22 protein-coding genes and 1 pseudogene are annotated in these 25,807 nt (G+C 58.6%); 6 read left to right on the plus strand and 17 right to left on the minus strand.

The window, feature by feature from the left end; translation table 11 throughout:
- Together IG617_RS15590 and IG617_RS15595 are read left to right on the plus strand one after the other, a co-directional pair.
- On the plus strand, window positions 1–1,602 hold the full coding sequence (locus IG617_RS15590) for a TRAP transporter large permease (protein WP_192110151.1): 1,602 nt from the start codon (window positions 1–3) through the stop codon (window positions 1,600–1,602).
- Window positions 1,603–1,718: 116 nt separating this feature from the next.
- The gene (locus IG617_RS15595; RefSeq protein ID WP_338109990.1) at window positions 1,719–2,132 is read left to right on the plus strand and encodes a GNAT family N-acetyltransferase; all 414 of its coding nucleotides are present in this window, start codon (window positions 1,719–1,721) and stop codon (window positions 2,130–2,132) included.
- Between the two features lie 2 nt (window positions 2,133–2,134).
- Here IG617_RS15595 and IG617_RS15600 read toward each other — a convergent pair whose 3' ends face one another.
- Complete coding sequence (locus IG617_RS15600; RefSeq protein ID WP_192110152.1) at window positions 2,135–3,244, minus strand: citrate synthase; 1,110 nt, start codon at window positions 3,242–3,244, stop codon at window positions 2,135–2,137.
- Between the two features lie 78 nt (window positions 3,245–3,322).
- On the opposite strand from IG617_RS15600, the gene IG617_RS15605 reads away from it, so the two are divergent.
- On the plus strand, window positions 3,323–4,504 hold the full coding sequence (locus tag IG617_RS15605; RefSeq protein WP_192110228.1) for a citrate/2-methylcitrate synthase: 1,182 nt from the start codon (window positions 3,323–3,325) through the stop codon (window positions 4,502–4,504).
- Window positions 4,505–4,552: 48 nt separating this feature from the next.
- Here the strand turns inward: IG617_RS15605 and phnE are convergent, their stop codons facing one another.
- The 3 genes from phnE to phnC are packed head-to-tail and all read right to left on the minus strand — an operon-like array spanning window position 4,553 to window position 7,212.
- On the minus strand, window positions 4,553–5,335 hold the full coding sequence (gene phnE, locus IG617_RS15610) for a phosphonate ABC transporter, permease protein PhnE (protein ID WP_192110153.1): 783 nt from the start codon (window positions 5,333–5,335) through the stop codon (window positions 4,553–4,555).
- 56 nt (window positions 5,336–5,391) lie between these two features.
- On the minus strand, window positions 5,392–6,267 hold the full coding sequence (gene phnD / locus IG617_RS15615; RefSeq protein WP_192110154.1) for a phosphate/phosphite/phosphonate ABC transporter substrate-binding protein: 876 nt from the start codon (window positions 6,265–6,267) through the stop codon (window positions 5,392–5,394).
- Between the two features lie 42 nt (window positions 6,268–6,309).
- The gene (gene phnC / locus IG617_RS15620) at window positions 6,310–7,212 is read right to left on the minus strand and encodes a phosphonate ABC transporter ATP-binding protein (protein WP_254170568.1); all 903 of its coding nucleotides are present in this window, start codon (window positions 7,210–7,212) and stop codon (window positions 6,310–6,312) included.
- Window positions 7,213–7,241: 29 nt separating this feature from the next.
- Here phnC and IG617_RS21690 point away from each other — a divergent pair.
- A pseudogene (locus IG617_RS21690) lies at window positions 7,242–8,240 on the plus strand (NAD(P)-dependent oxidoreductase).
- On the opposite strand, the gene denD reads toward IG617_RS21690, so the two are convergent.
- The 12 genes from denD to IG617_RS15690 all read right to left on the minus strand — a co-directional run bounded on the left by denD (window position 8,237) and on the right by IG617_RS15690 (window position 23,453).
- The gene (denD, locus tag IG617_RS15635; RefSeq protein WP_192110157.1) at window positions 8,237–9,214 is read right to left on the minus strand and encodes a D-erythronate dehydrogenase; all 978 of its coding nucleotides are present in this window, start codon (window positions 9,212–9,214) and stop codon (window positions 8,237–8,239) included. The pseudogene IG617_RS21690 and the gene denD overlap by 4 nt on opposite strands.
- Before the next feature lie 69 nt (window positions 9,215–9,283).
- Window positions 9,284–9,745, minus strand: coding sequence for a GNAT family N-acetyltransferase (locus IG617_RS15640; RefSeq protein ID WP_192110158.1), 462 nt, complete (start codon window positions 9,743–9,745; stop codon window positions 9,284–9,286).
- On the minus strand, window positions 9,742–10,575 hold the full coding sequence (locus IG617_RS15645) for an isocitrate lyase/PEP mutase family protein (RefSeq protein ID WP_192110159.1): 834 nt from the start codon (window positions 10,573–10,575) through the stop codon (window positions 9,742–9,744). The genes IG617_RS15640 and IG617_RS15645 overlap by 4 nt, the downstream gene beginning before the upstream one ends.
- A gap of 160 nt (window positions 10,576–10,735) precedes the next feature.
- Entirely contained in the window at window positions 10,736–11,017 is a 282-nt protein-coding gene (locus tag IG617_RS15650; RefSeq protein WP_192110160.1) for an SCP2 sterol-binding domain-containing protein, read from the minus strand.
- 129 nt (window positions 11,018–11,146) lie between these two features.
- Window positions 11,147–12,946 (minus strand): IlvD/Edd family dehydratase, encoded by a 1,800-nt coding sequence (locus IG617_RS15655; protein ID WP_192110161.1) that lies wholly within the window; start codon window positions 12,944–12,946, stop codon window positions 11,147–11,149.
- A gap of 122 nt (window positions 12,947–13,068) precedes the next feature.
- Window positions 13,069–14,610, minus strand: a complete 1,542-nt coding sequence (locus IG617_RS15660; protein WP_192110162.1) for an HAD family hydrolase — start codon at window positions 14,608–14,610, stop codon at window positions 13,069–13,071.
- 369 nt (window positions 14,611–14,979) lie between these two features.
- Window positions 14,980–16,701, minus strand: coding sequence for an ABC transporter ATP-binding protein (locus tag IG617_RS15665; protein ID WP_192110163.1), 1,722 nt, complete (start codon window positions 16,699–16,701; stop codon window positions 14,980–14,982).
- A gap of 10 nt (window positions 16,702–16,711) precedes the next feature.
- Window positions 16,712–17,698, minus strand: a complete 987-nt coding sequence (locus tag IG617_RS15670) for an ABC transporter permease (protein WP_192110164.1) — start codon at window positions 17,696–17,698, stop codon at window positions 16,712–16,714.
- 13 nt (window positions 17,699–17,711) lie between these two features.
- Entirely contained in the window at window positions 17,712–18,686 is a 975-nt protein-coding gene (locus IG617_RS15675; RefSeq protein WP_192110165.1) for an ABC transporter permease, read from the minus strand.
- A 61-nt stretch (window positions 18,687–18,747) separates the two neighbouring features.
- Window positions 18,748–20,334: an ABC transporter substrate-binding protein gene (locus IG617_RS15680; RefSeq protein WP_192110166.1), complete on the minus strand. Its 1,587-nt coding sequence runs from the start codon at window positions 20,332–20,334 to the stop codon at window positions 18,748–18,750.
- 147 nt (window positions 20,335–20,481) lie between these two features.
- Window positions 20,482–21,639 (minus strand): acetylornithine deacetylase, encoded by a 1,158-nt coding sequence (gene argE / locus IG617_RS15685; RefSeq protein WP_254170569.1) that lies wholly within the window; start codon window positions 21,637–21,639, stop codon window positions 20,482–20,484.
- A gap of 92 nt (window positions 21,640–21,731) precedes the next feature.
- Window positions 21,732–23,453, minus strand: a complete 1,722-nt coding sequence (locus IG617_RS15690) for an adenylate/guanylate cyclase domain-containing protein (protein WP_192110167.1) — start codon at window positions 23,451–23,453, stop codon at window positions 21,732–21,734.
- Between the two features lie 120 nt (window positions 23,454–23,573).
- Between IG617_RS15690 and IG617_RS15695 the strand changes: the two genes are divergently transcribed.
- Window positions 23,574–24,920 carry an FAD-binding oxidoreductase gene (locus IG617_RS15695; protein ID WP_192110168.1) on the plus strand — a complete coding sequence of 449 codons (1,347 nt, stop codon included), beginning with the start codon at window positions 23,574–23,576 and terminating at the stop codon, window positions 24,918–24,920.
- Between the two features lie 99 nt (window positions 24,921–25,019).
- Window positions 25,020–25,391, plus strand: a complete 372-nt coding sequence (locus IG617_RS15700) for an ArsC family reductase (RefSeq protein ID WP_209008515.1) — start codon at window positions 25,020–25,022, stop codon at window positions 25,389–25,391.
- Window positions 25,392–25,396: 5 nt separating this feature from the next.
- Here the strand turns inward: IG617_RS15700 and IG617_RS15705 are convergent, their stop codons facing one another.
- Entirely contained in the window at window positions 25,397–25,717 is a 321-nt protein-coding gene (locus tag IG617_RS15705) for a YcbK family protein (RefSeq protein WP_209008516.1), read from the minus strand.
- Between the last annotated feature and the right edge of the window lie 90 nt (window positions 25,718–25,807).

Genomic DNA, 25,807 nt, shown 5'->3' on the forward strand with positions numbered 1-25,807 from the left:
ATGGAAACAGCCTTTCTTTTCATCTTCGTCTTCGGCTTCCTGTTTTTGGGCGTGCCGATTGCCGTTTCGTTGGGGCTGTCCGCAGTCCTCTACATAGCCCTGTTCAGCCACGACTCCATGAGTTCGGTCGCGGTGCAGCTTTTCAATGCCTCGCAGAACTTCACGCTGCTTGCGATCCCCTTCTTCATTCTGGCGTCGAGCTTCATGTCGACCGGCGGCGTGGCGCGGCGGATCATCCGCTTCTCCATTGCGACGGTCGGTTCGATCCGTGGTGGTCTGGCGATTGCGGCGGTCTTTGCTTGCATGATGTTTGCGGCGCTGTCCGGCTCTTCTCCGGCAACCGTGGTCGCCATCGGCACCATTGCCATCGCCGGAATGCGCCAGGCCGGATATACCAAGGACTTCGCGGCAGGCGTCATCGCCAATGCCGGTACGCTTGGCATCCTGATTCCACCATCCATCGTCATGGTCGTCTATGCCGCGGCAACCAACGTCTCCGTCGGCCGCATGTTCCTGGCCGGTGTCATTCCGGGCATTTTGGCCGGTCTGATGCTGATGACCGCGATCTATATCATGGCGCGCGTCAAGAACCTGCCGGCCCAGCCATGGCCCGGTTTCAAGGAGATCTGGGGCGCGCTGGCAGAAGCAGCCGTTGGCCTCTTCCTGATGGTGATCATTCTTGGCGGTATATACGGCGGTATCTTCACACCGACGGAAGCGGCCGCTGTCGCGGCAGTCTATGCCTGTCTGATTGCACTCTTCGTCTATCGCGACATGGGTCCGCTGACGGGCATCGCCTGGATCGAGGAAAGTGATGGCGCCCTGGGGCTGACCGGCTTCAAGAGCTACCTTTACTCGATCGTCGCGGCTTTTGCCGTCTCCGGCCTGTTGGCTGCCTTCGAGGTGACGGCCAGCTTCTGGACCTTGTGGTTCTGGGTTGTCGTCGCAGCCGTGATGGTGGCCTATCCCATGCTGCGTGCCGGTCTTTCACCGGCGCAGCTGCCGGAAACCTATGCGAGGGGCGCAGCGGCCTGGGGCCGGAACCTTGGCGTGATCGTTCTGAAGTTCTTCCCTGCGCTGTTCCATGCGGACACGAAGAAGGTCTTCTCGGACTCGGCCAAGACGACCATCATGTTGATGTTCATCATCGTCAATGCGCTGTTGTTCGCCCACACGCTGACGGCGGAACAGATCCCTCAGGTGATCACCGACTGGATGGTCGAAGCCGGCTTCAACTGGTTCACGTTCCTGATTGCGGTCAACATCCTGCTGTTGATCGGTGGTCAGTTCATGGAGCCATCCGGCTTGCTGCTGATCGTTGCACCGGTTGTGTTCCCGATCGGCATGGAGCTGGGCGTCGATCCGATCCATCTGGGCATCATCATGGTGGTAAACATGGAAATCGGCATGATCACACCGCCGATCGGCCTGAACCTGTTCGTGACATCGGGCATCACCGGCATGAGCCTGGTGCAGGTGGTCAAGGCCGCTGCGCCATTTGTTCTGGTGCTTCTCTTGTTCCTGGTCCTCGTCACTTATGTACCGATCCTTTCGACCTGGCTGCCTTATAGCCTGATGGGTCCGGAGATCGTCATTCAATAGGCGGTGTCGCGAGCGCATCTGCAATAAGGCCGGGGCATTGCTCCGGCCTTTTTCATTGAAGTCGCGCATGTTTTCATCAAGTCTCTGGCCCTGACCATGATGAGGAGGAACAGTCTGTGGCCCCGGAAATTGTTGAACGCTTGCCTGATCCGCAGACATATCTGGACCTGCGCGCGGCCGGTGGCCTGAGCAGCTATTCGCTGGAGGCCGCAAGGATGGGTCTTCCGAAGTCACTCCACTGCGTCGTTCTGGAGCTTGACGGCGAAGACATCGGCATGGGACGGATCGTCGGCGACGGCGCCCTCTCGGTGCAAATCGTCGACATCGTCGTTCGTCCTGAATATCACGGCAAGGGCTATGGTCGGCTGATTGTTCAGGCGCTCAGCGATTACATCGCCTCAAATATTCCCGATACCGCCTATGTGAACCTGCTCGCCGACGTGCCGGCAAACAGGCTCTACGAGAAATTCGGCTTTCGGGAAACCGCGCCCGCAACCATCGGCATGGCCTACAAGAAGGGCAGCGAATAGTTTCAAGCGTCAGGCTTCGGCCCGACATAACGCGAGGCAGGGCGGATCAGTTTTCCGGCCGCTTGCTGTTCCAGAACATGAGCGCACCACCCCGGTGTCCGGCCAACTGCGAAGAGCGGTGTAAACAGGGACCGGTCGATCTCGACCGCATCCAGAAGCACGGCGGTGTAGAATTCCACATTCGTATCCAGCGCGCGATCCGGCTTGGCTTTGGCCAGCGCTGCAAGGGCGGCGCTTTCGACGGCTTCTGCCAGAACGAGCTTCGGATTGTCCTGGGGCAGTTTCCGCAGTCCGGCTTTCAACACATCAGCCCGGGGATCACGGGTGCGGTAGACCCGGTGGCCAAAGCCCATGAGGCGCGCGCCGGAGGACAGCTCCTGTTCAATCCAGCTGTCGGCGTTGTCGGGCTGGCCCACGGCATCAAGCATGTCGAGCACCGGACCGGGCGCGCCGCCGTGAAGAGGCCCCTTCAAGGCGCCCATGGCGCCGATGACAGCATCGCGCATGTCCGCCTGGGTTGACGCGATAACTCTTGCTGCAAAGGTTGAGGCGTTAAGTCCGTGGTCGAGGATCGTAACCAGGTAGCGGTCGACGGCCTCGACGGCATGGCCAGGCGCGGGGGTACCCAAGAGCATCCGCAGCAGATCCTCAGCGGTGCGAAGGCCGGAGTCCGGCGCAATCGGGGAAAGTCCCTCCTTGATCCGCTGCGCTGCGGCCAAAAGAACGGGCATGGCACCCGAGATTGCCACGGCATCGGGGGTTTGTGTTTCGTGAAGCGATAGTGCGCTCAGCCCCACGCGCATGCGTTCAAAGACTGTCAGATCCGCTGGTGCTGCCTGCATGGCCGCCACGCCCGCAAAAGCTCGAACTCTTGCCGTGCCGAACGCGCGCCGGAGATCTCCCGATGGCAGGGACACGAGATCCTGCCAAAGATGCGCAATGGCGTCTTCAAAGGAAAGGTGACCGGCGAGCGCCTCGATGGGTTTCCCCCGCAGGAGGAGCTCGCCTTTGATACCGTCGATGTCGCTGAGAACCGTATTCGCAACGATAACGCCTTCCAGTCCGGTGGCGTTGGCGGGGGTCAGCTCGCCGTGTTTCAGGGCTTTGGTCATGGGTACTGCTCCTTGATTTGGCAGCGACATAACCCGATCGTGCTTGATATCGTCAATATTGATAAATACAATCAATATATGTCGACGCCGATCTATCTTTCCGCTCAGGAGGCCGCTGCCGAGTTGGGCGTTCGCCCGGCAACCCTCTATGCCTATGTCAGCCGCGGGTTGATCCAGTCCGTTCCAGGGCCTGGCAAACAGAAGCGCTATGACGCTGCAGATGTGCGGCGGCTCAAGACCGGCAAGGACACCGATGAGGGGTCCGGCACGCCGGGTTTGTCGGGACACTCGGTGCTTGAAACGCGGCTGACAATGATCACAGAGGACGGCCCTCTCTATCGGGGTCTTCTCGCAACGGACCTGGCGCAGACATCGACCCTGGAAGCGGTCGCGACCCTGCTCTGGGATTGCAGCGATGATCCTTTCGCCGAAGCGCCAGACGTCAAGCTTCCTGCGGTTCCGGATGGGCTGGGCGCTGTCGACCGGTTGATGGGGGCCTATGCCGTCTGGCCTGCCTCGGATCGCGCTGCCTATACGTTGTCACCGCAGCTGTTGCGCAAGAAAGGTGCTCAGCTTCTGCGTTACGGCGTGGCGATTCTGCTGCAGACAGAGCCGCAAACAGCACCAATCCATGTCCAGTTCGCGGACGCCTGGCACATCTCGGGCGCAGGCCAGGAGGTTTTGCGTGCCGCTCTGGTCTTGGCTGCGGACCATGAACTCAACACCAGCGCTTTTGCTGTGCGCTGCGCTGCCTCGACCCGCGCACCGCTGCATGCAGCCTTGTTGTCTGGCATCGGCGCGTTTTCCGGTCCCCGTCACGGCGCCGCCTCGGATCGCGCAAGAGCCTGGCTGGCTGAAATCTCTGAAGAGCGAGATATTGAAACCGTTCTTGGCGGACGGCTGGCAAGGGGTGAGGAACTGCCTGGCTTTGGCCACGGCATTTATACCGGCAGAGATCCGAGAGCGGACTGTCTTTTGCGGATTCTCAAAGAGTCTGCGGGCGGGCATCCCTTCGCCAGGCTCTTGCCGGAGATCGTTCAGACCGCGGACGATCTCTTCGGCGTGTGTCCCAACATCGATTTTGCCCTGGCGGCCGCGCAACGCACGTTGGGCCTGCCTGAAGACGCCGGCAAGAGCCTCTTTTGCGCAGGCAGGATTGTCGGTTGGATCGCTCATGCTCTGGAACAATATGCGACCCCGGAACAAATCAGACCTAGGGCAACCTATGTTGGTGAGCGCCCGCGGCGCGAGATAGTCTAAATGGTTGCGCCATTGAATGCAGTCTCGCAGCCTGTAGGCGCTCTCAAACTATTTGAACGCTCGGCGCAGGCGGGTGCTCAGCAGGTCGACGAGGGTTACAGCGCCCAGAATAACCAGGAGAATCGCGCCAACCTGGGGGTAGTCCAGGAGCCGCAACGATCCGACCAACTCCGTGCCGATACCACTGGCGCCGACCATTCCCATGACCGTCGAAGCGCGGAAATTATACTCCCAGCGGTACATGGTGACGTCGCCGAACTGCGGGAAAACCTGCGGGAAAACCGAGGATTGGATGACTTGCAGCTTTGACGCTCCGGTCGCTTCTGCAAAGAACTTTCCCACCATACCCACGGAGTGAAGTCCCAGCGCGAGCACTCCGGGCAACATGCCGAAGCCGACCGCAGCGACGAAAATGATACCCATGATCAACTCGGGAATGGACCGTAGGATGTTCAGGATCAGCCGGGCGATATGATAGGTCGTCGTGTTCGGTGTGGTGTTTTGCGCGGCCAGAAAGCCTAGTGGCAAAGAGAGAGCCACAGCCAGTGCCGTACCAGCGACCGACATGGCGAGAGTGTCAAGGAGCGGCGACAACCAACGCTGCCATCGGGTGAAGTCAGGCGGAACCATTTCACCCAGAATGACACCGATTGCAGGCAGCCCTTCCGCAAGACGTGGTCCGTTCAACGTCTCGGTCAGCCACAGACAGGCCAGAACGAACAGGGCCACAAGTCCGGTTCCAATGAGATTGCGCAACCGGGCAGATTTTTCATGAGCCAGAACGGCGTCGACGTCTTCTGAGGATCTGGAGAGTGAAGGCGATGTCGTCATGGCTGTATCCTGAAGAGGTGCTGAGCGGCAGTGAATGCCGGCTCAGAGAAATGGGACTATTGGACGTTGGCGCGGATTTCGCGAATGATGTCGTAGTCTTCATCTTTGATGGCTGCGAAACCGTCCGACTTGAACGGCTTCAGGACAGCGTCATGCGCCTCGTTGCCTTTTTCCAGGTTGTAGAAAGCTGCTTTGAGCGTTGTGATCACATCTTCGTTTAGATCGGTGCGCAGGACCCAAGGATACTGAGGGATTGGGTCGGAATAGCCTAGGATGCGGATCTGGGCGGCATCGATCGTGCCTTTTTCGAGCATACTTTCCAGAATTGGACGGCTCAGGCCACCGACGGCTGCGTTGCCGCGCGCAACGTTGACGGCAACAGCGTCATGTGCGCCGAGAAAGTTCTGCTTGTAGTCGTCTTCGACTTTGACGCCAGCTTTTAGCAGCATGTACTTCGGCGCGAAGTGGCTGGAGGTCGATGCCTGGTCACCATAGGCCAGCTCGATGCCGGAGCCCTTGATGTCTTCGACCTTTTCGATCTGGCTGTCAGCATTTGCGATCAGAACGGACTGATAAGTGGTTGAGCCGCCTTTCAGGCGCGCCGCGAAAGGTTCGATGTCTAGGTCGCCACCCTTCATCTTGTCCTTGGCAATCGTGTAGGAAGCCGGACCGAAGTAGGCCACATCAATACGGCCAAAGCGCATGGCTTCAATCATCGAAGAGTAGTCGGTCGTAACAATCAGCTCGATTTTCTTGCCGAGAGCGTTCTCGAGGTAATCTGCAAGACCTTCATTGTTTTGAATGACGGTCGCCGCATTTTCGTCCGGCAGCAAAGCCACTTTCAGGGTGTCGGGATTGTAATCTTCGGCGCTGGCGGCAGTGAGCCCCATAGTGAGTCCGGCCAGAAGGCCGATTGCGAGACGTCGGAACATGTTCATTCCCTTCCAAAGGTTGAGTTTGCTTTGATCCCGGGGTCAGCTGTCCCCGTAGATTTCTCTCAAGGCAGTTTCCGACAGGTCTTGAGGCGGACCGTCGAAAACAACGCGCCCGCTGGAAAGGCCGACAATTCTGTCAGCGAAATCACGGGCGTAGTCGATCTGATGCAAGCTCAAGATGACCGGAATGGAGTCTTGACTGCAGATGTCGCGGAGAATGCTCAAAACCCGGACCGAAGAGGCCGGGTCTAGCGAGGCGACGAGCTCATCGGCCAGGATCAGTTGCGGTTGCTGGGCAAGTGCTCTGGCGATCCCGACCCGCTGCTGCTGGCCGCCGGAGAGAGAGTCGCATCTGATCAGCGCCTTCTCGAAGAGGTCGACCCGGTCAAGGCACGCGAGCGCGAGCAGGCGCTCTTCCTTGGAAAAAGGAAACAATGTCCGCAGCGTGGAATGACGGCCCATTCGGCCGGTAAGGACGTTTTGCAAGGCAGTTCGGCGGCCTATCAGCTGATGCTGCTGATAGATCATTGCCGTTTCCCTGCGGTGATCCCGAATCTTGTCTTTCGTGTCCAAGGTGCCGAGCGTCGAGGTGGCCACAGTTCCGCTGGTCCGCCGCACCAGTAGGTTGAGCGAGCGCAGAAGCGAAGATTTCCCCGCACCTGAGCGACCTAGCAGCACGGTCATCTGATCGGCATTGAACTTGAGATCAAGCGGTTCAAGGGCGATTGTTCCATTCGGATAGGTCACGCCGACCGAACTCAGGGAAACCGCGGATTGGGACCCGGTTAGATCCTCTTTTACAGCTTTTTTCTGTATACCGTCTTCAACATATTGCCGCCTGCTTGCCAATGCGCGGCAACTTAAGCATAACGGTAGGCATTCTGCGTAACGGCGGCGTGTCATTTGTATGAAATCTTGAATCGTTAACTCCCAGATACGCAACTAGATGGCTGAATGGGAGAAATAGGCAGATGGAATCTATTGTTTTGGCACAGCCGGTCGAGAACAACGTAGTGAACGTACTCGAACAATCTGGCGTTGTGGACATGAACCCGGGTCCAGAGCCTTTTGGTTCGGAGGAGCTCGCGCACCGCTGTCAGTCGGCTTCAGCTGTCATGGCCTTTATGACCGAGCGGATCGATGCGGAGTTCCTGGATCGTTGCCCCGAGTTGAGAATTGTCGCTGGTGCCCTCAAGGGCTATGACAACATCGACGTTGACGCCTGTTCCAGGCGAGGTGTCGCTGTGTCCATCGTTCCGGATCTTCTAACGGACCCGACCGCTGAGCTGACCGTGGCAATGATGATCGCTTTGGCTCGGCACTCTATGCCTGCTGACCGTCATGTCCGCGCTGGTAAATTCAATGGCTGGCGACCGACCTTTTTCGGATCGTCCCTTGTCGGAGCGACCGTTGGCATCATCGGAGCGGGCAAACTTGGTCAGGCAGTCATGCGCATGCTTACAGGCTTTGGCGGCCCGCGGCTCTATCATGACGTCAAACGATTGAGTTTAGAGTAGGAAGAAGCCTATTCCGCTGAATACGTCTCGCCTGTGGAGATATGCCGGAGGGCAGACTCCGTGGTTCTCGCACTGCCGCTAACCGCTGAAACGCAAGGCATTGTCGACGCAGAATTTCTAAAGCAGATGAGGCCTCAAGCCTACCTGATCAACACGGCAAGAGGGTCGCTGGTTGATGAAGCGGCGATCGCTGATGCACTTGAGGCCGGAACAATTGCTGGCTACGCGGCCGATGTCTTCGAGTTTGAGGATTGGGCACGTGTCGAGCGTCCCCGGTCCATCGAGGCACGCTTGATCACGTCACCAAAGACCGTCCTGTCGCCTCATCTGGGGTCTGCCGTAACCTACATACGGCGTCAGATTACAGAATCTGCGGCGGACAGCATCATCAAAGTTCTGGCGGGTGGCCTGCCGGACACTGTGATCAACCGGTCCTATCTGAAGGGACGCTAGACCGATATACCTTCTTCCTCGATATAGGTTCGGACAATTGCCTCGAAGGAGCTGTCTGCCTTGAAGCCCAAGCTAGTAGCGCGGGCAGCATCGAACCGGCGCGGCCAGCCTCCCACGATTCGTTGAATGATCTCGTTTGGCTCCCGCCGGATCAGTTTTACACGGGCCTCACCGCCAATCTTGCGCAAAGCCTCGATTTCTTCAGCAACCGTTGCCGCCACGCCCGGCATGGTGAGATTGCGCCGCGGGCCGATGGCTTCTCCGTCCAGCTCTGCCGCGTGGATCAGGAACGCCACCGCGGAACGCGGACTGGCCATCCAGTGAAGAACATCGTCGTCGACTGGGAGGATAGCTTCCTGGCCGTTGAGCGGTTCGCGAATGATCCCGGAAAAGAAGCTGGACGCCGCAAGATTGGCCTTGCCCGGACGCACGACAATGGTTGGCAGGCGGATGCCGATGCCGTCCATCATGCCACGCCGCGTCAGGTCGGCCAGAAGCATCTCTCCTATTGCCTTTTGCGTGCCGTAGGAAGTCAGCGGGGTGAGGTGAAAATCATCGGGGATAGGGTCGGGAAAGGGTGCGCCGAAAACGGCAATCGAGGAGGTGTAGACCACCCGGGGACAGTAGTTATCGCCGGCTTTCCGGATCGCCTCAAACAGATGCCGCGAACCATCCAGATTGATCCGATAGCCCTTGTCGTAGTCTGATTCTGATTCGCCCGACACGATCGCAGCCAAATGGAAGATGACATCCGGCCGATCGGAGATGAGCTTTTCGGCCGTGCCTTCGGCGGAAAAATCGCAGGCAATGGCTGACACTGGGCAGGGCGCATCCGTTGGAACATCGGGCTCGACGACGTCGACCAGCGTGAGCTTGCTGAGTTCCGTGCCGCGCAAGTGCTGGCGTGCAATCAGCGCATCCACCAGCTTGCGTCCGACCATTCCGGCCGCTCCGATTACGAGAATGCTAGTCATCTGATGTGTCCCCCCGTCATTGTCGTTGGTCGACAGTAAGCGCAGGAGGATGAGTGCGCCAAGTGCAGATCAGACCGATCGCGTCATGATGACCACGTGTTTTGTGCCAATCATCTTGCGCTCGGCTTCACGGAAGCCCTTGCGGGCATACCAGTCTCGATTGCTTTGCATTTTCATGTTGGTGAAGAGGCGAACCTCTGAAAACGAGAGGTTTCTAGCCCGTGCAAGGGTGAAATCAAGCAAGCGATTGCCGAGACCCGTGCCCTGCGTGCCCGGCGAGACTGCGATGCTCCAGAGCAAGAGATGGTCATCCTCCTGCCTCAGCACGAGAGAACCTTCCGGCATGCCCCGGGGGCCGGTCATCCAGACCTCGTCCTTGTCGATGAGATCATCGTAGTCGGCGCCCATGGGCTGGGGCTTGGAGCCAATGACGTCGATCCAGTCCCGGTAGGCGCGGTTCGCCAGATCGGCGAGCGCTGGCGCATCACTTGGGCCCGCCCGTTGCATGTGCAGGGCACCTGTGCGGGTCATCCTTGTCCCTTCAGGAAGGGGTCAAAGTCCGATAGCCCCACAGCCCGGTCAAAGCAGCCAAAGGTGCCGCTGTCCTTCATGTCTTCGGCTGCAGCAGTGAACGCGCCATAGGCGATCCGCGCAAGACCCGAGCCAATGGAGAGGCGGGCAACCCCCATGTCGGCCAATTCCTTGCGCGTGAGGTTGAAATGCTGCCGACCTGCGAGAATGTTCAGTGGTTTGGAAATCCGGCCAAGGACCGCTTCAATGTCGTCGTGTTTCACCAGTTCCGGCGCATAGAGACAGTCTGCACCCACCTCTGCAAAGGCATTGAGGCGTTCGATCGTCATCTCGAGGTGTTCAGGATCGGCAATCGGCGCCTCGCTTCGGGCAGTCAGCACGAAATCCGGCGCAAGCCGCTTCTTGATGTCCACGGCCGCACGGATGCGCTCCACGGCAAGCTCTTGGGAATAAAAGGGTGCGACCGGATCCGTCGAAAAATCCTCGATCGAGCACCCGCTGAGACCGGCCTCGATCGCGCCGCGAACCGTTTCGGCAACCTCGTCCGGGGTGTCGCCAAACCCGTTTTCCAGATCACCGTTGACCGGCAGGGTCGTTGCGGCAACGATTTCAGCCGCATGGGACAGCGCCATATCCCGGGTGATCAATCCTTCAGCGTCTTTCAGGCCCCGTGAGAAGGCATATCCCGCGCTGGTCGTGGCAAGCGCGTCAAAGCGAAGGCCCTCAAGGATTTGAGTTGTCCCTTTGTCGAAAGGGTTTGGCATGAGAAAGGCGCGGGTCTCTTGATGGAGAGCCATGAAACGGGCCCGCCGATCCTGTAAGGTCTGCATCGGAAGTCTCCTGAGTGCCAGTTCCTTTCGAAGAGCGAGTAGAACGCCGATGGCCGGCCTTGTCAAAACTGGCAGAACAACGGAGGCTTGAACGAAAAAAGCGCCAGCCCCTGAGGGACCAGCGCTTTTATTGAAATCAGACCGGTTGACCGGACGTGTCTCAGACGATGCTGCCAAGCTTCATGGCGACGCTCATGTCGCCATCGACCTTGAGTTTGCCGCCCATGAAGGCCGCCGTCGGGTTGAGATCACCGGCAAGCATCTCCGAAAGATCCTCGGGCGACATCGTGATGGTGCAGTCGGCATCGGCATCTTCATTGCTGACGTTCGAGCCTTGAACGAAGATCTTGCCGGTTTCGCCCAGGTCGAACTTCACACTCTCGTCGATGCCACCGCCTGCGACCTTGCCGCGGACCGTCTCGGTCAATTGTTCCAGGCTCATTTCATTCCTCCATAAACATTGCGGCGCCAGCAGCACCGGTTCGGGAGAGATGAAGCATGACCTTTACGTAATCGTCAAGTCAGAACCGGGCCATTGGCTGCCTTTATCCATGCGCGGACCGAAGGACACCTAGTGATTGTCACGCGGCAGACCCTTCGAGTGAGCAACGTCCTGATATTTGACAGCGGGCTTCAGCACCATGCCCTTGTCGAACTGATCCACCATGCCGCGCTGGATTTCCTGCCATGGTGTCTGGTGCTCCGCATAGGCAAAGCCCCCTTCGGCTTCGAGGGCCGAGCGCCGCTCAGCCAGTTCTGCGTCGGAGATCAGGATATTGGCGGTACCCTTGCCAAGGTCGATCCGCACCCGGTCGCCGGTCTGGATCAGGGCGAGACCGCCCATCGCTGCGGCCTCTGGCGATGCATTGAGGATCGAGGGAGAGCCGGAGGTCCCCGACTGGCGGCCATCGCCGATGCAAGGCAGCGAATGGATGCCGCGTTTGATCAGGGCCGCCGGCGGCTGCATGTTGACGACTTCAGCCCCGCCTGGATAGCCAATCGGGCCGGTGCCGCGGATGAACAACATGCAATGTTCATCAATGTTGAGCTCGGGATTGTCGATGTTGTCGTGATAATCCTCGGGACCTTCGAAAACGATCGCGCGGCCTTCAAAGGCGTTCAGATCGTCCGGGTTCAGAAGATAGCGATCGCGGAACTCCTCGGAGATCACACTGGTTTTCATGATCGCGCTGTTGAAGAGATTGCCCTTCAGGTTGATGAACCCGGCGCTTTCCTTCAGGGGCTCGTCAAACGGCAGGATGACCTCCGCCATCTCGATCTCGACATCGCCGCAGTTGTCGCCAATGCTTTTTCCGTTGACCGTCATGGCGCCCGGATGGGGCAGCTTGCCGTGTTTCATCAATTCGCAAACGACCGCGGGAACACCGCCGGCGTGATGGTAGTCCTCGCCGAGGTATTCGCCAGCGGGCTGAAGGTTGACCATAAGGGGAATTTCGTGGCCCAGCTCCTGCCAATCGTCATTGTCGAGCGGCACACCCAGGTGGCTGGCGATCGCGTTGAGATGGATCGGGGCATTGGTTGAGCCGCCGATTGCCGAATTCACCACGATCGCGTTTTCAAACGCCTCTCGGGTCATGATGTCGGAAGGCTTGATGTCCTGATGCACCATGTCGACAATGCGGCGGCCGGTCTCGTAGGAGATTTGGCCACGTTCACGGTAAGGCGCTGGAATCGCGGCTGATCCGGGCAACTGCATGCCGAGCGCCTCAGCCAGGGAATTCATGGTGGTCGCTGTCCCCATGGTGTTGCAATAGCCGACAGACGGCGCCGATGAGGACACGAGGTCCATGAAGCCGTCGTAATCGATTTCACCGGCGGCCAGCATCTCGCGCGCTTTCCACACAATGGTGCCTGACCCTGTCCGTTCGCCCTTGTGCCAACCGTTGAGCATTGGTCCGACCGAAAGGGCGATGGCCGGAATGTTGACCGTTGCAGCCGCCATCAAACAGGCAGGGGTGGTCTTGTCGCAGCCAATCGTCAGCACGACACCGTCGATCGGGTAGCCGTAGAGCAGCTCGACAAGGCCCAGATAGGCAAGGTTTCTGTCCAGCGCGGCGCCGGGACGTTTGCCGGTTTCCTGGATCGGGTGCACGGGAAATTCAAAGCAGATGCCACCGGCCTCGCGAATGCCCTCGCGCACGCGCTTGGCAAGCTCGATGTGATGGCGATTGCAGGGCGAAAGATCTGAGCCGGTCTGCGCGATTCCGATGATCGGCTTGCCGGATTGAAGTTCCTCACGGGTCAGGCCGAAGTTGAGATAGCGTTCGATGTAAAGCGCCGTCATGCCCGGGTTATCCGGATTGTCGAACCAGGCAGTTGATCGCAACTTGGGTGTCTTCTTGCTGGACATGAGTTTCTCCCCCTCAGGACTTTTGCGGCGCAGTTGAATTTGAACCGATTAACACCACCGACCCCAACGTCTGTAAAGTCGCGATTGCATCAAAGTGGTTCGATTGTCGAAATACAATTGCTTCAGAACTTCAGCCGGTTCGCAAGTTTGTCGGCGATGAGCCAGGATCCCAAGAGTCCGACGACAAACACAATTGGCGCCGCGGTACCAGGCATAAGTGCGGCGGCACCCAGAAGGCCCGCAAGCGTTCGCAGGACAAGGTTAAAGCCGCGCACCAGGCGTGTTTGCTCGTCCATTCTCGAGGCCATGGTCAAAAGGTCGGCAAGGGCTTCGAGCTGCCCCTCGGGCAGGGTTGCCAGCAGAACGGCCTCGCTCCTTGTTTCCGAAGACAGGGCAAAAACACCGCGCCGGTCGCTCGCCCCGATCCCGACATAGAGCCCCTCTGCCTGGGAGAACCTGGATTGTGCGACCGCGAACCGATCTCTTTGCCTGATGTCGTCGGTCACACTGCCAATCTCGAGATTTGTAGCGACCGCCTCCGCCGTTTGAAGATGGGCTCCCGTGACGAGGAGGCTTTCGACGCCCATCTGCTTGAGGCGCTTAATAAGATCATGTGCTTGCGGATGTAGCGTGCCCTGAAGACCGAGAATGCCGACAGCCCGCTCGCCGACCGAGACAATCACACAGGTCTTTCCGGCAGCCTGAAGCGGCTTGCAGAGCGAGTTGGCCATGAAACAGTCGACCTTCAGCTGCGCCATGAGAGCCGTGTTGCCAACTGCAACGGATCTGCCGTTGATCAGGGCGACGGCCCCGAGGCCCGAAACCTCTTCCCACTCATCTGGCGCGTTCCGGGGCAGGGACCAGTCCTCCGAAATGGAGCGGATGGCGGCGCCGATCGGATGTCTTGCATAGCGTTCCGTGGTGGCGGCGACGGCGAGCAGGCGCTCCGACCCCTTGTCGAAGGCGTGGACATCTGTGACGACACACTGGTCGTCCGCAAGTAATGTTGGATTGTCAAAGGCAACGGCGGTGCTGGCGGCAATGGCCGTGAGTGCATCCACCCCATTCAACTCGACACCGATGTCTTGCGCTTTTCGAACGCCAATGTGCAGCATCAGGGCCTTTGTGAACTCCGGCGCGTAGGGCCATGCAAGGGCAAGCGCTGCTGTTCCGGCTGTCAAACCGTCAAAGGGACCTGAGAAGACCCACCAGCCAATCAGACTGACGAGGGCAAGGGTAAGCGCGCCATAGGCTTGCCGCAGCGCCGACATCTCATCTTGGTCAGCGGTATCGGGGAACCTCTGGCGTGCTGCATTTGCAAGCGCGCGCCCACTTGCAAGACAGACGGCGCTGAAGAGTGGGTTGATGATCTGCTCTGGATCGGTGCCACTCAGGTAGAACGCTCCGGCGGCTGCAAGACTGAGGGTCGTAACCGCAAGACTTGCCACGTCCAGTTTGCGGCGCAAGTCGCCCGCTATTTGCCAAGCCAGAAGACCGGCTCCACTGGCGAGGGCCACGATCAGAGAGATCAGCTCTATCGTTGCGCCCGGCAAGAGCGGGCCGCGGATTGCCGAAAGGACGGTTAGGATGAGGGAGAGGGCAAAAAGCAGGGCGCATGCGCCAGTCAGCAGACGAGAGAGCACGTTGAAACGTATCGCGGTCATCAAAGAGGCCTGAAATGGGAAATCGGAGTCAGGAAGCAGACTCGGGCTGCGCACATTACGGGAGAACAGCATTGCTGTCGTCCGTCCCGCACGTCGATCAACAGGCAGGATCTGTCAAGAATGAGGCACGGTGGAGTCGATTTTGGCGATCAAAAAAAGGAATTGAATAAAATGAAGGCAATTATGGGTTTTAAACCATGTCAAAAGTTGCTATTCTTACCCTACGGAATTTGAGTTGATCCGCGATATTTAGGGATTGAAACATTATATTCTGTGTTGTTTTTTGAGTATTTCAGACAGGAGGGGGCTTGCCCCCTCCTTTTTTTGTCGTGTCGGCATCGGGCGGCACTTCGGCCACTTCAAGAAAGGCTAGACCGCCTGCAACTTATCCCGTGACAGCAGGTCGAGGGACGGCATCAGACCGAGCAATTGGCGGGTGTAGTCATGCTGTGGCGTATCAAACAACGCGTCGCAATCCGACACCTCGCATAGTTCTCCGTGGCGCATGACGCCGATTCGGTTGCACATCTGACGTATGACGGCCAAGTCGTGGCTGATGAAGAGCATGGTCAAACCAAGCTCCTCCTGCAGATCCTTCAAGAGGTTCAGGATTTGGGCCTGGATCGACACGTCCAGGGCTGAAGTCGGTTCGTCGCAGATCAGGAACCTTGGGCGTGTCGCCAAAGCCCTGGCAATCGAGATCCGCTGCCGTTGCCCGCCCGAAAACTCATGGGGGAATTTCTGGCCAGCCGCCGCCCCTAGGCCAACATGATCGAGAAGGTCGGCGACGATTTGATGGACCTCGGAATTGGATGACGCCAATTTGTGGAACTTGATCGGCTCGGCGATGATGTCACGGACACGCATGCGTGCGTTCAGCGATGAGAAGGGATCCTGAAAGATCATCTGCATCTGGCGGCGCATGGCAAGCACCTGCTTGCGGTCTTTCAAAGACGTCAGCTCTTGCCCCGCAAAGAGGATCGACCCGCCGCTCGGATGATAAAGTCCGGTGACAAGTCGTGCGATGGTCGACTTGCCGGATCCGGATTCGCCTACAAGGCCAAAGGTCTCGCCTTCTTGAATGTCGAAACTGACCTTCTTGACGGCATGAAAATAACGACGCCTAGAGGGTATGATTGACCCGTGGGTTTCAAACCGCATTTCGAGGTCTTTGATCGACAGTAGCGCACCGTTCGCCTTTTCATAATTGCGGGATTGACCCAGCCAATGCGTCGAGATGTCGATGTGCTTGGTCGGAACACCAGCCTTTTCGATGTAGTTCACTACCGGAAAGCGGTTAATGCGAACGTCAGGCCGCGGCACGGCTGAAATCAGGCTCTGGGTATAGGGATGGTTCGGTGCACCCAGGACCTGTTTCGTTTCGCCGTATTCCACCAGCTTGCCCTGATACATCACGGCAACGTGGTCGGTGATGTCGGCAATCACACCCATGTCGTGGGTGATCACCAGCATGGCGACATTCCGCTCCTCACAGAGCTTCTTCATCAGTTCGAGGATTTGCGCCTGGATCGAAACATCGAGCGCTGTGGTTGGCTCGTCGGCGATCACCAGCTCAGGTTCAGCGCAAAGTGCGAGCGCAATCACGACGCGCTGGCGCATGCCGCCTGAAAACTGATGCGGATATTGCTTGATCCGTTCGGCGGGGTCGGGAATGCCGACCGCGTCGATCAATTCGATAGCTCGTGTCCGCGCCTCTTTTGCGTTGAAGGGCATATGGGTACGGATCGTCTCGACGAGCTGAGACTCGACGGTTTGAAGCGGATCAAGCGACGTGAGCGGATCCTGGAAAATCATCCCGATCCGACGGCCGCGCATCAGGCGCTTTTCCTTGTCGGGGAGATTGTCGATCCGCTGGCCGTGCAGAAAGATCTCACCCTCGGCAACTCGGCCCGGCTCCTGCAGAAGCCCGATCACCGCATTGCCGACGGTTGATTTGCCGGCACCCGATTCCCCGACGACGCCGAGGACCTTGCCTGCTTCCAGCTTCAGTGTAACGCCTTCCACGGCGACGAATGTCGACTTCCGGCCCGGGAACTCGACCTTGAGGTCATGAATATCGAGAACGCTCATGCTGACCTCCCTATCGCAGTTTCGGGTTCAGGGCGTCGCGCAGCCAATCACCCAGAAGGTTGACGTTGAGAACCAGCAGCGCCAGGGCCAGCCCGGGGAAGATCGCGATCCACCACTCGCCGGAGTAAAGGAAGTCGTTGCCGATGGAGATCAGTGTGCCCAGCGAAGGCTGGGTGGGCGGCATGCCGACACCGAGGAACGACAGCGTTGCTTCGGTCACGATCGCCAAGGCCAGGTTGATCGTGGCGATGACCAGCACCGGCCCGGTGACGTTGGGCAGGATATGACGGACCATGATGATCACTGACGGAATGCCGATCACGCGTGCGGCCTGAACATATTCCTTGTTCTTTTCCACCATGGTCGAGCCGCGCACCGTGCGGGCGTATTGAACCCAGAAGGAGAGCGCGAGGGAAAAGATCAGGATCCAGAACGAGAAGACTTCGCGGTCGATGCCACCGAAGATGCCGCGCGCTGCCCCGTCCACGAGAAGCGCGATCAAGATCGCCGGAAAGGTCAGCTGAATGTCGGCGATGCGCATGATGACGGCATCCACGCGCCCGCCCATATAGCCTGCAACCAGACCAAGGCTGATACCGAGAACGGCCGCCGCGATCACCGAGCAAAAGCCTACGATCAGCGAGATCCGCATGCCGTAAAAAATACCTGACAGCAGGTCGCGGCCCTGGTCGTCTGTTCCCAGGAGGAAACGCGGATCCGCATATTCCATCCAGACCGGCGGCACGCGGGCGTCCATGATCGATAGCGTGGCCAGATCAAAGGGATCATGAGGAGAAATCCAAGGAGCGAGGAGTGCCAGCAGAAACAATGTCGCAGTTCCCAGTGCGGCTGCGACCGTCACCTTTGATCGCAGGAACGAGTGAAAGATGTCGCTGTCCAGGAAAGCAGACATGCTGCTGCGCCGGGGTTCCACCGACGCTTCCGGGGTTCTGTCTGCGACCGCGGCCTTGACGTCTTCGTTGCCGAATAAAGGCATGATGTTTCTCCGCTCAGGCCCGTCCGATCCGCAGACGCGGGTCGATCACGAAATACAGGATGTCGACGATGAAGTTGATCGCGACGAAAAGGAAAGCGGTCAAAAGCAGATAGGCTGCCATGATCGGTATGTCGACGTTCTGCACCGCCTGCAGGAACATCAGCCCCATGCCGGGCCATTGGAAAACCGTTTCCGTGATGGTTGCAAAGGCGATGATCGAGCCGAGCTGCAGGCCCGTGATCGTTATGACTGGGACCATGGTGTTCTTGAGCGCATGGCGGAAATTTACGATCCGGTCGGGCAGGCCGCGGGCTCTGGCGAACTTGATGTAGTCGGTCCGAATGACCTCTAGCATCTCTGCACGGATCAGGCGCATGATCAGCGTCATCTGGTAAAGGCCAAGGGTGATCGACGGCAGGACCAGAGCTTTCAGGCCGGAGATCGTGAGGAAGCCGGTGGTCCACCAGGAACCAACCTCGACAACCTCGCCGCGGCCAAAGCTGGGCAGCCACTGTAGGGTCACGGAAAACAGGAAAATCAGCAGAATGCCGATGAAAAAGGTCGGCAGGGAAATGCCGACGAGCGAGACCGACAGGAACAGTTTGGACAGGGCGGCTTCGCGGTTCAGGCCCGCGTAAATGCCCATGGGAATGCCGACGACCAGGGCGAACAGGGCGGACATGAAACTGAGCTCAAGCGTCGCCGGGATTCGTTTGGCGAACAGATCCGAGACAGGCTGCCGGAACTGATAGGAGGTTCCGAAGTCGAACCGCGCGGCGTCGGTGACAAACCGGAAAAACTGGACTGGGATCGGGTCATTGAGCCCAAGCCGCTCGCGCAGGGCTTCGCGTTCCTCGATGGATGTCTCGATGCCGACCATCTGGTTGACCGGGTCGCCGACAAAACGAAACAGCGTGAACGCGAGCAGGGCGACGACCAACATGACAATCATCGCCTGCAGCAGGCGACGTATTGCAAAACCAAACATGGCGGCTCTTTCCAGGAAATGTGCCATGCCCCCAGCTTGCGCCGGGGGCATGGTGATCGATTTAGTTCTTGGTGACGAACCGGAAGTGGAACTGGTTGTCAGCGCGCTGGGCGAGCTCGACACCTTCAGCAACACCCCATGCCAGACCCTGCTGATGAAGCGGGATATGAGCCACGTCGTTGTTGGACAGTGTGTAGGCCTCGGCGATCAGCGCATCACGCTTGTCCGGATCGTTCTCGACTAGGATCTTGTCTGCGAGAGCGTCGACTTCGGCGCTGCAGTAGCCGCCGAGGTTGAAGGCACCGCCCTTGCCGGCTTCATCGCGGCACTGGATCAAGTTGTCCAGGATGTTCCAGCTGTCGAAGGAGCCGGGGGTCCAGCCAAGCAGGTAGAAGGAGGTGTCGAAACCGCCCGATGCCAGAACCTTGGCGAAGTACTTCGCCTTCGGCTGGGCGTTGAGGTCAACCTTGATGCCGATGCGTGCCAGCATGGAGGCAACCGCCTGACAGATGGCCTCGTCGTTGACGTAGCGATCGTTCGGGCAGTCCATGCCAACGGAGAAGCCGTCGGCATAACCGGCTTCGGTCAGAAGCGCCTTGGCCGCATCCGGGTCATAGGGAAGACGCTCGAAGTCGCCGGACTTGGCGAACAGGAACGGCGAAATCATGATTGCGGACGGCGTGGACAGGTCGCGCATGATCTTGCGCTTGATGCCTTCGATGTCGATTGCCTGGTAGAACGCTTTGCGGACGCGAACGTCCTTGAACGGGTTCTTGCCCTTGACGTCGGAATAGATCAGCTCGTCGCGCATCTGGTCCATGCCGAGGAAGATGGTGCGCAGCTCAGGACCAGTCATTGCCATCGTGCCGGCATTGTCATTGACGCGTTTCACGTCCTGAACCGGGATCGGATAAACCATGTCCAGCTCGCCGGACAGCAGCGCTGCAACGCGGGTCGCATCGGAGCCGATTGGCGTGAATTCAACACCATCCAAATTGTGCGTGGCTTCATCCCACCAGCCGTCATACTTTTCGTAGACGGTCTTTACGCCCGGCTCATGGCTGACAAGCTTGAAGGGTCCGGTGCCGTTGGCATGCAAAGCGGCGTAGTTCGGAGTCGTATCGGAAGCAGAGGTGATGGCCACGGCATCGTTTGCCTCGGTCCATTCCTTGTCCATGATGTACCAAGTGTCCCACTCATAGTGAAGAATGGGATTAGGTCCAGCCAAGACGAAGTCGACTGTGTGATCGTCAACAATCTCGACCTTCACGTCGCTGCCAACGCGCTTGGCAAGGTCGGACCCTTCGCCATGCAGACGCTCAACGGAGAAGGCGACGTCTTCAGCCGTGAAATCGTTGCCATTGTGGAACTTCACGCCTTCGCGCAGGTGGAAGCGCCAACGGTTCGGCTCGACCACTTCCCAGCTCTCTGCAAGGGACGGCTCGATTTCCAGGTTTTCATTGCGGCGAGTCAGACCCTCATACACATTGCCGAGTGCCGACAGGGTGAAGGTCTCATTCAAGCTGTATGGATCCAGCTGGTTCAAGGCGCCCTGAAATGCGAATTTCAAGGTTTCGGCATGGGCCGCCGAAGCGGTCAGGCCAGTGGCCAAGATGGCCGAGGCAAGTCCCAGGTTAAGTTTGTTCATGTTCCCCTCGCGGTGTTCCGGTTTCCGGATTTGCAAGCCCCGCAGCCGGGGCCCGAACTTGGACGCAGAAACGACGATCTGCGAAAAATTTCAGCATGCATCATGGCGCGTCATTTTTTGGCAGTCCACCCCTATCTTGAAGAAATTTCAAGACAATTTCGTTCGTAACCGTTCGAGAAAAGCCTGGCACTTCTCGAGTTCCGCAACGTCTATAAACTCATCGGACTGGTGCGCCTGGTCGATGGATCCGGGACCGCAAACGACGCTGGAAAGACCTCGCTCCTGAAACTGTCCGCCTTCCGTTGCGTAGACCACGACGTGGCTGGCGTTGTCGCCGGTGAGCTGACGCACGAGTTCCTCGGCCGCGCCATTCTCCTCGGGTCTCAGACCTGGAACGTCGGCCGTCTCCGTCACCTCGATGTCACATGCCTCGGCGATCGCTTTCATGCCCGGGAGCACGTCCTCTTCGACGAAGCTGCGGTACCGCGCGACCCACTCTTCACCGCTCTCGGTCGGCAGAAGACGGATGTCCGTTACGAACTCACATTCAGCGGCCGTGATGTTATGGGCGCTGCCGCCTTTGATCGTGCCACAATGGAGTGTGGTGTAGGGGGGATCGAAGGGGCAGTCGGGATCGGCCCGTTCCTTGTTCTCTGCGGTGCGGGCATCCATCCAGGAAATCAGCCGGGCTGCCACCGAGATTGCTGAAACCCCGCGGTCCAACTGGCTGGAGTGAACGGAATGGCCGAGGATACGGGTCTTCAGCACCTTGATGCCCTTGTGGCCCGTCACGACCTGCATGTTGGTCGGTTCCCCAACGATGACACACCGCGGCTTCAGCCCCGCTTCAAGCATACGCTCGATCATCGGTGGCGCACCGAGACAGCCAACTTCCTCATCGTAGGAAAGGGCGATGTGAATGGGTGCCTTGAGGTTTGATGTCAGCATGTTCGGCACGTCGGCGAGCACGCTCGCGGCAAACCCCTTCATGTCGGCAGAGCCCCGTCCGTAGAGCCGTCCGTTGTCAGCGCGCAAGACAAAGGGTTCCGAAGTCCAGTCCTGGCCGACGACGGGGACGACGTCCGTATGGGCTGACAGCACCACGCCCCCGTCCACATCCGGACCGATGGTCGCAAAAAGGGCCGCCTTTTGACCGGTCTCGTCATAGACACGGGTGGAAGCAATGTCATTGTCGGCGAGATAAGTCTCGACAAAGTCAATCAGATCGAGATTGCTGCGATCGGAAACCGTGGGAAAGCTGACGAGCTTCGCCAGCATTTCGGTGGGGGAATAGCGGGTTGCCAATGGCACCTCCGGCTTGAAGAGAGTGGATGTGGCCGAAGCGTCGGGGCCGACGCGCGAATGAAACCCTTTGCGCACCTCTTTTTCAAGATCCTTTAAAGACTGGCATTTTCTGCTTTGGAAGGGTCACTTCGCGTCTGCGTCGGTCTTTCAAAAGGTCCAAAGTCTGAAAAACAGACCACTTCAAGCGCCGCCTGGCGTCCGCGCACAACCACCGAGCGGCGAGAACTCTCGACCCCTGCGCTGACCGCTGCGACCTCCAGCAGTTCGCGTGAGATCGCAGCCATGGCATTCTCTTCCTTGGCAACGCCCTCGAGCCGGGCCGCCACATTCACCACGTCTCCAAGGGCGGTCAGGCCGGAAGCGGCACCGCTTTTGCCATCAAGTCCAATGCGGCCAAGGATGGCGGTCCCGCCGTGAAGGCCCACGGCAACGCGCAAGGGGGCATCGAGATGTTCGGCCAGATCGTCATTCACGCGTGAGAGCTCTTCGGAAAGATCGGCAAGCGTCGCGAGCGCCGAGTGCACCCCGGCTTCGAAAGAGGTTTCGACGCCATATAGGGCCATGATGCCGTCGCCCATGATCTTGTCGACCATGCCGCCGTTCTTCTTGATGATGCGGACGACGCCGTCCACGTAGCGATTGAGAATGAACACCACGTCAAATGGCAGCTTGCCCTCGCTCAGGGACGTAAAGCCGCGCAGATCGATGAACATGATCGCGATCTTTTGTTCGACGCCCCAGCGATAGCGATCCAGAAGGCCTTCGCCGCTGATGGCCCGTCCGGCAGAGAACAGCGGCCGGACAGTCATGTCGGATGTCGGACGAATCTGGCAGGCGAGTCGGACATTGCTGCTGGCTCCGATGCGCTTGAGGACTTGTGCCTCGGTGCTTCCCGGGTCTTTGATCGTCGCCTGTCCCGACAAGATAAGCGTTCGGCAGGTTGAGCACCGCGCCCGCCCGCCGCAAATCGACATGTGCGGAATGCCCTTCATCCGGCTGATCTCCAGAAGCGTCGGACCGGGAACCGTCTTGATCGTTCGGGTGTCGAGATAGCGAATGGAAATGCGATGACGCAGGGCGTCTACGACCTTGCGAAGAATGAAAAACAGAACGAGTCCGGCTGCGATCGCATAGAAAACGCCCCTCGCAGCCTCCGTGATCGTAAAAAGCTCGGCCTGCTGCGCTGCGGTGATATTGACCTTGACCTTGCCTTCAAGGACGAGCCGGCGCGCGGCGGAAATCCAGCCTGTGAGGGCGAGCAGGGGGATCATGACGGCAAGGAGGAACAGCGGAATCCTGATTGCGGCATACCAGCTCTTCATTCTCAGCCAGTAGTGCAGTCCAATACAGCCGTGAAGCCAGACGATGACAAGAAGACTGCTTTGCAAAAAGGCGTGATTTGGCCAGAGAGCAGAAAGCGTGTGTTGATAGTCGATGTAGGAATGAAAGGCGGCTTCTGCACCGCGGGTGGTGACAATGTGCTTGATCAAAACGTAAGGGATCAAAAGGCCAAGGACGATTTGGACAGCCTCCCAGATTGGCATTTTGAAGGTTCTGCGCCTTGCGATTTTCCACAATGCCAGGGCGACGTGAGTGGTCAGGGCGCCATAGAGAACCCAGCCGCCAATCTTTGAGTGCCAGATGGAATAGCGTAGATCCTGCCCCCAGTTCATCGCCGCCAGAGAAATATTGCCAAGCGCATGATTGAGAAAATGCAGTGACACGAAAACGAACAGAACCAGCCCGGCGTAAAGACGAAGCTGTTGTTCAATGGAGCCTGCACCTGGCGGGTGCCGTTTCATCTTCGCGGTCATTGTCTGGAGATGTCTTTCCGGTCTGGACCAAAATCTGGCGCACGCCTTGCTTTTGGAAGACGCTGCGCGGATTCTGACCGTCTTGCGCCCGGATGCAAGCCCCTCCCAGGAGAAATCCCAATGGACTATTTGCCCGCACTGATTGCAGAGCTCGGCGGCCTTGAAATCGCCGACGATCCGGCAACCCTGCGCCTGAAGAGTCGGGATTTCTTCTGGTTCTCGCCGTTGCTGAAACGGCAACTCGAAGACTGTCGAGGAGATGTGGTCGTAAGGCCGCGGAACATTGAAGAGGTGATGAAAATCGCGGCGGTTGTCGCGAAAACACGCAGCAAGATCACCGTGCGTGGCGGCGGCACAGGTAATTATGGTCAGGCAGTGCCGCTTGAGGGTGGTGTCATTCTCGACATGGGGGCGCTGGATCGGGTGATCTCGCTCGAACCGGGGGTGGGGACGTTCGAAGCAGGCGCGACCATGCTCGAAATCGACAAGGCGTTGGCTCCAAAGGGCTGGGAACTGCGGTTTTACCCTTCAACAAGGAAGCAGGCGACGATCGGCGGGTTTGTCGCCGGCGGTGCTGCCGGAGCGGGCTCTTGCACCTGGGGGCAGCTGTCCGATCCTGGCGCTGTCCTTGCCGTTGATGTTGTGACCATCGAAGAAGAGCCCCGGGTGATGACCCTCGAAGGTTCTGATGTGCGCAAAGTGCTCCATGCCTATGGTGTCAACGGGGTTATTGTCTCCGTGACGGTTCCCCTGGCCCCTGCGCACACGTGGGCGGAGAAGATCGTGGTCTTTCCGACGCTTGAAGAGGCGGCGGCTTTCGGGCAGGCATTTACCGAAGCGGACGGCATTGCGAAAAAGCTCGTGTCGGTCTTCGATCCGCGGATACCGCCCAAGCTGGGACGGGTGGGCAAACTCGTGCCCGAGGGAAAAGCTGCTGCGATCGTGATGGTCAGTGAGCCTCAGGCGGGTGCGATGACCGAGATCGCTGGCCTTCACAATGGCGACGTGGTTTTTGAACGTGGAGCAAAGGAGGCGGAAAGCGCAGCCTTTGAGGGTCACGGAACTTACGGACCCCTTTATGAATACACCTGGAACCACACCACGCTGCATGCCCTGAAGCGCGATCCGGCCATAACCTATCTGCAGGTCAAGTTTCCGCCTGAAAACAATCTGGAGATCGTGAACCGGGTGGCGTCGGAATTCGGCGATGAAGTTCAGCTTCACCTTGAATTTCAAAGGCGTTTCGGCCGCGTGACCTGCTCTGCGCTGCCGCTTGTGACCTACTCGACAGATGAGCGGCTATATGAGGTCATTGAGCGGCTCGAAGCCCTAGGGGCTCAGGTCTCCAATCCCCATACCTATGTTCTGGACAACGCGGGCTGGAAGAGGGTCGACGCGCCTCAGCCCGAGTTCAAGCGGATCGCCGATCCCCACGCACTCATGAACCCGGGCAAACTGGTCTCATAGCTGTGCGGTTTCTCAGGCCGGTTTTCCCCGGCCTTTCGGCAGGCGCCCTTGAAAGCTGTCGGCGGAGCGGCAAAGGTCCATCTCAAAGAGATCTAGAACATGGAGAGCGCTGTGAAGCTCTATGGCATCCGAAACTGCGACACCGTCAAGAAAGCCCGGAAATTCCTGGAAGAAGCCGGTGTCGACTACAGCTTTCACGACTACAAGAAAGAAGGCGTCGACGCAGACAAATTGACTGCTTTCGTGTCGGAATTCGGCTGGGACACGGTCCTGAACAAAAAAGGCACCACTTGGCGCAAGCTCGATGACGACGTGAAGGAGAGCGTGACCGACGCGCAAAGTGCGATGGCGGTGATGATCGAAAATCCATCAACCATCAAGCGGCCGATCGTTGAAGCACAGGGCAAGAACTTTATCGGGTTCGATCCCGTCGCCTGGGAAATGTCCCTCGAACTTGGCGAGCTGAAGTAAGCGACCTACCAGGTGCGTCTGGGGCCGGTGTCGATGTGATAATGGCCCGAAGAATAATGCTTGTATCCGCCGACCTCGGGCTGTGCCTTCAAAAAGGCAACGACAGATGACGGGCTGCCGCGAACGGAAAAGTCCACCGCGCGGCAGTTGAGGTGATAGGAATCTTTCGCCCCGCCCTTCCACCAGTTTTCTAGCCACCAGCGTTTGGTCGAGTGAACCTGGACAGAGCCGTAGCGCTTTGCGACCCGGTTGAGGACTTTCTTCAACTTGCGCGGAACGCACCAGGCCGTGTCGTTATAGGCGATCGCGCTATGGGATCCGGTCATCCAACCGAATCCGGTCACGCCCGCAACGCTTCCACACCCCACAAGGGCGAGCGAAACGGCGCTAATGATGATAATGGATCTGATACGCGA

It is taken from the genome of Roseibium polysiphoniae (genome assembly GCF_014842925.1).
GTDB classification, from domain to species: Bacteria; Pseudomonadota; Alphaproteobacteria; order Rhizobiales; family Stappiaceae; genus Roseibium; species Roseibium polysiphoniae.

Excerpts from the sequence above, each read along its gene's own strand:
- IG617_RS15590 (WP_192110151.1), top strand. The coding sequence starts at position 1 with ATGGAAACAGCCTTTCTTTTCATCTTCGTCTTCGGCTTCCTGTTTTTG.
- IG617_RS15600 (WP_192110152.1), bottom strand. The coding sequence starts at position 3,244 with ATGACCAAAGCCCTGAAACACGGCGAGCTGACCCCCGCCAACGCCACC.
- IG617_RS15605 (WP_192110228.1), top strand. The coding sequence starts at position 3,323 with ATGTCGACGCCGATCTATCTTTCCGCTCAGGAGGCCGCTGCCGAGTTG.
- phnE (WP_192110153.1), bottom strand. The coding sequence starts at position 5,335 with ATGACGACATCGCCTTCACTCTCCAGATCCTCAGAAGACGTCGACGCC.
- phnD (WP_192110154.1), bottom strand. The coding sequence starts at position 6,267 with ATGTTCCGACGTCTCGCAATCGGCCTTCTGGCCGGACTCACTATGGGG.
- denD (WP_192110157.1), bottom strand. The coding sequence starts at position 9,214 with ATGACTAGCATTCTCGTAATCGGAGCGGCCGGAATGGTCGGACGCAAG.
- IG617_RS15640 (WP_192110158.1), bottom strand. The coding sequence starts at position 9,745 with ATGACCCGCACAGGTGCCCTGCACATGCAACGGGCGGGCCCAAGTGAT.
- IG617_RS15645 (WP_192110159.1), bottom strand. The coding sequence starts at position 10,575 with ATGCAGACCTTACAGGATCGGCGGGCCCGTTTCATGGCTCTCCATCAA.
- IG617_RS15650 (WP_192110160.1), bottom strand. The coding sequence starts at position 11,017 with ATGAGCCTGGAACAATTGACCGAGACGGTCCGCGGCAAGGTCGCAGGC.
- IG617_RS15655 (WP_192110161.1), bottom strand. The coding sequence starts at position 12,946 with ATGTCCAGCAAGAAGACACCCAAGTTGCGATCAACTGCCTGGTTCGAC.
- IG617_RS15660 (WP_192110162.1), bottom strand. The coding sequence starts at position 14,610 with ATGACCGCGATACGTTTCAACGTGCTCTCTCGTCTGCTGACTGGCGCA.
- IG617_RS15665 (WP_192110163.1), bottom strand. The coding sequence starts at position 16,701 with ATGAGCGTTCTCGATATTCATGACCTCAAGGTCGAGTTCCCGGGCCGG.
- IG617_RS15670 (WP_192110164.1), bottom strand. The coding sequence starts at position 17,698 with ATGCCTTTATTCGGCAACGAAGACGTCAAGGCCGCGGTCGCAGACAGA.
- IG617_RS15675 (WP_192110165.1), bottom strand. The coding sequence starts at position 18,686 with ATGTTTGGTTTTGCAATACGTCGCCTGCTGCAGGCGATGATTGTCATG.
- IG617_RS15680 (WP_192110166.1), bottom strand. The coding sequence starts at position 20,334 with ATGAACAAACTTAACCTGGGACTTGCCTCGGCCATCTTGGCCACTGGC.
- IG617_RS15690 (WP_192110167.1), bottom strand. The coding sequence starts at position 23,453 with ATGACCGCGAAGATGAAACGGCACCCGCCAGGTGCAGGCTCCATTGAA.
- IG617_RS15695 (WP_192110168.1), top strand. The coding sequence starts at position 23,574 with ATGGACTATTTGCCCGCACTGATTGCAGAGCTCGGCGGCCTTGAAATC.
- IG617_RS15700 (WP_209008515.1), top strand. The coding sequence starts at position 25,020 with ATGGAGAGCGCTGTGAAGCTCTATGGCATCCGAAACTGCGACACCGTC.
- IG617_RS15705 (WP_209008516.1), bottom strand. The coding sequence starts at position 25,717 with ATGACCGGATCCCATAGCGCGATCGCCTATAACGACACGGCCTGGTGC.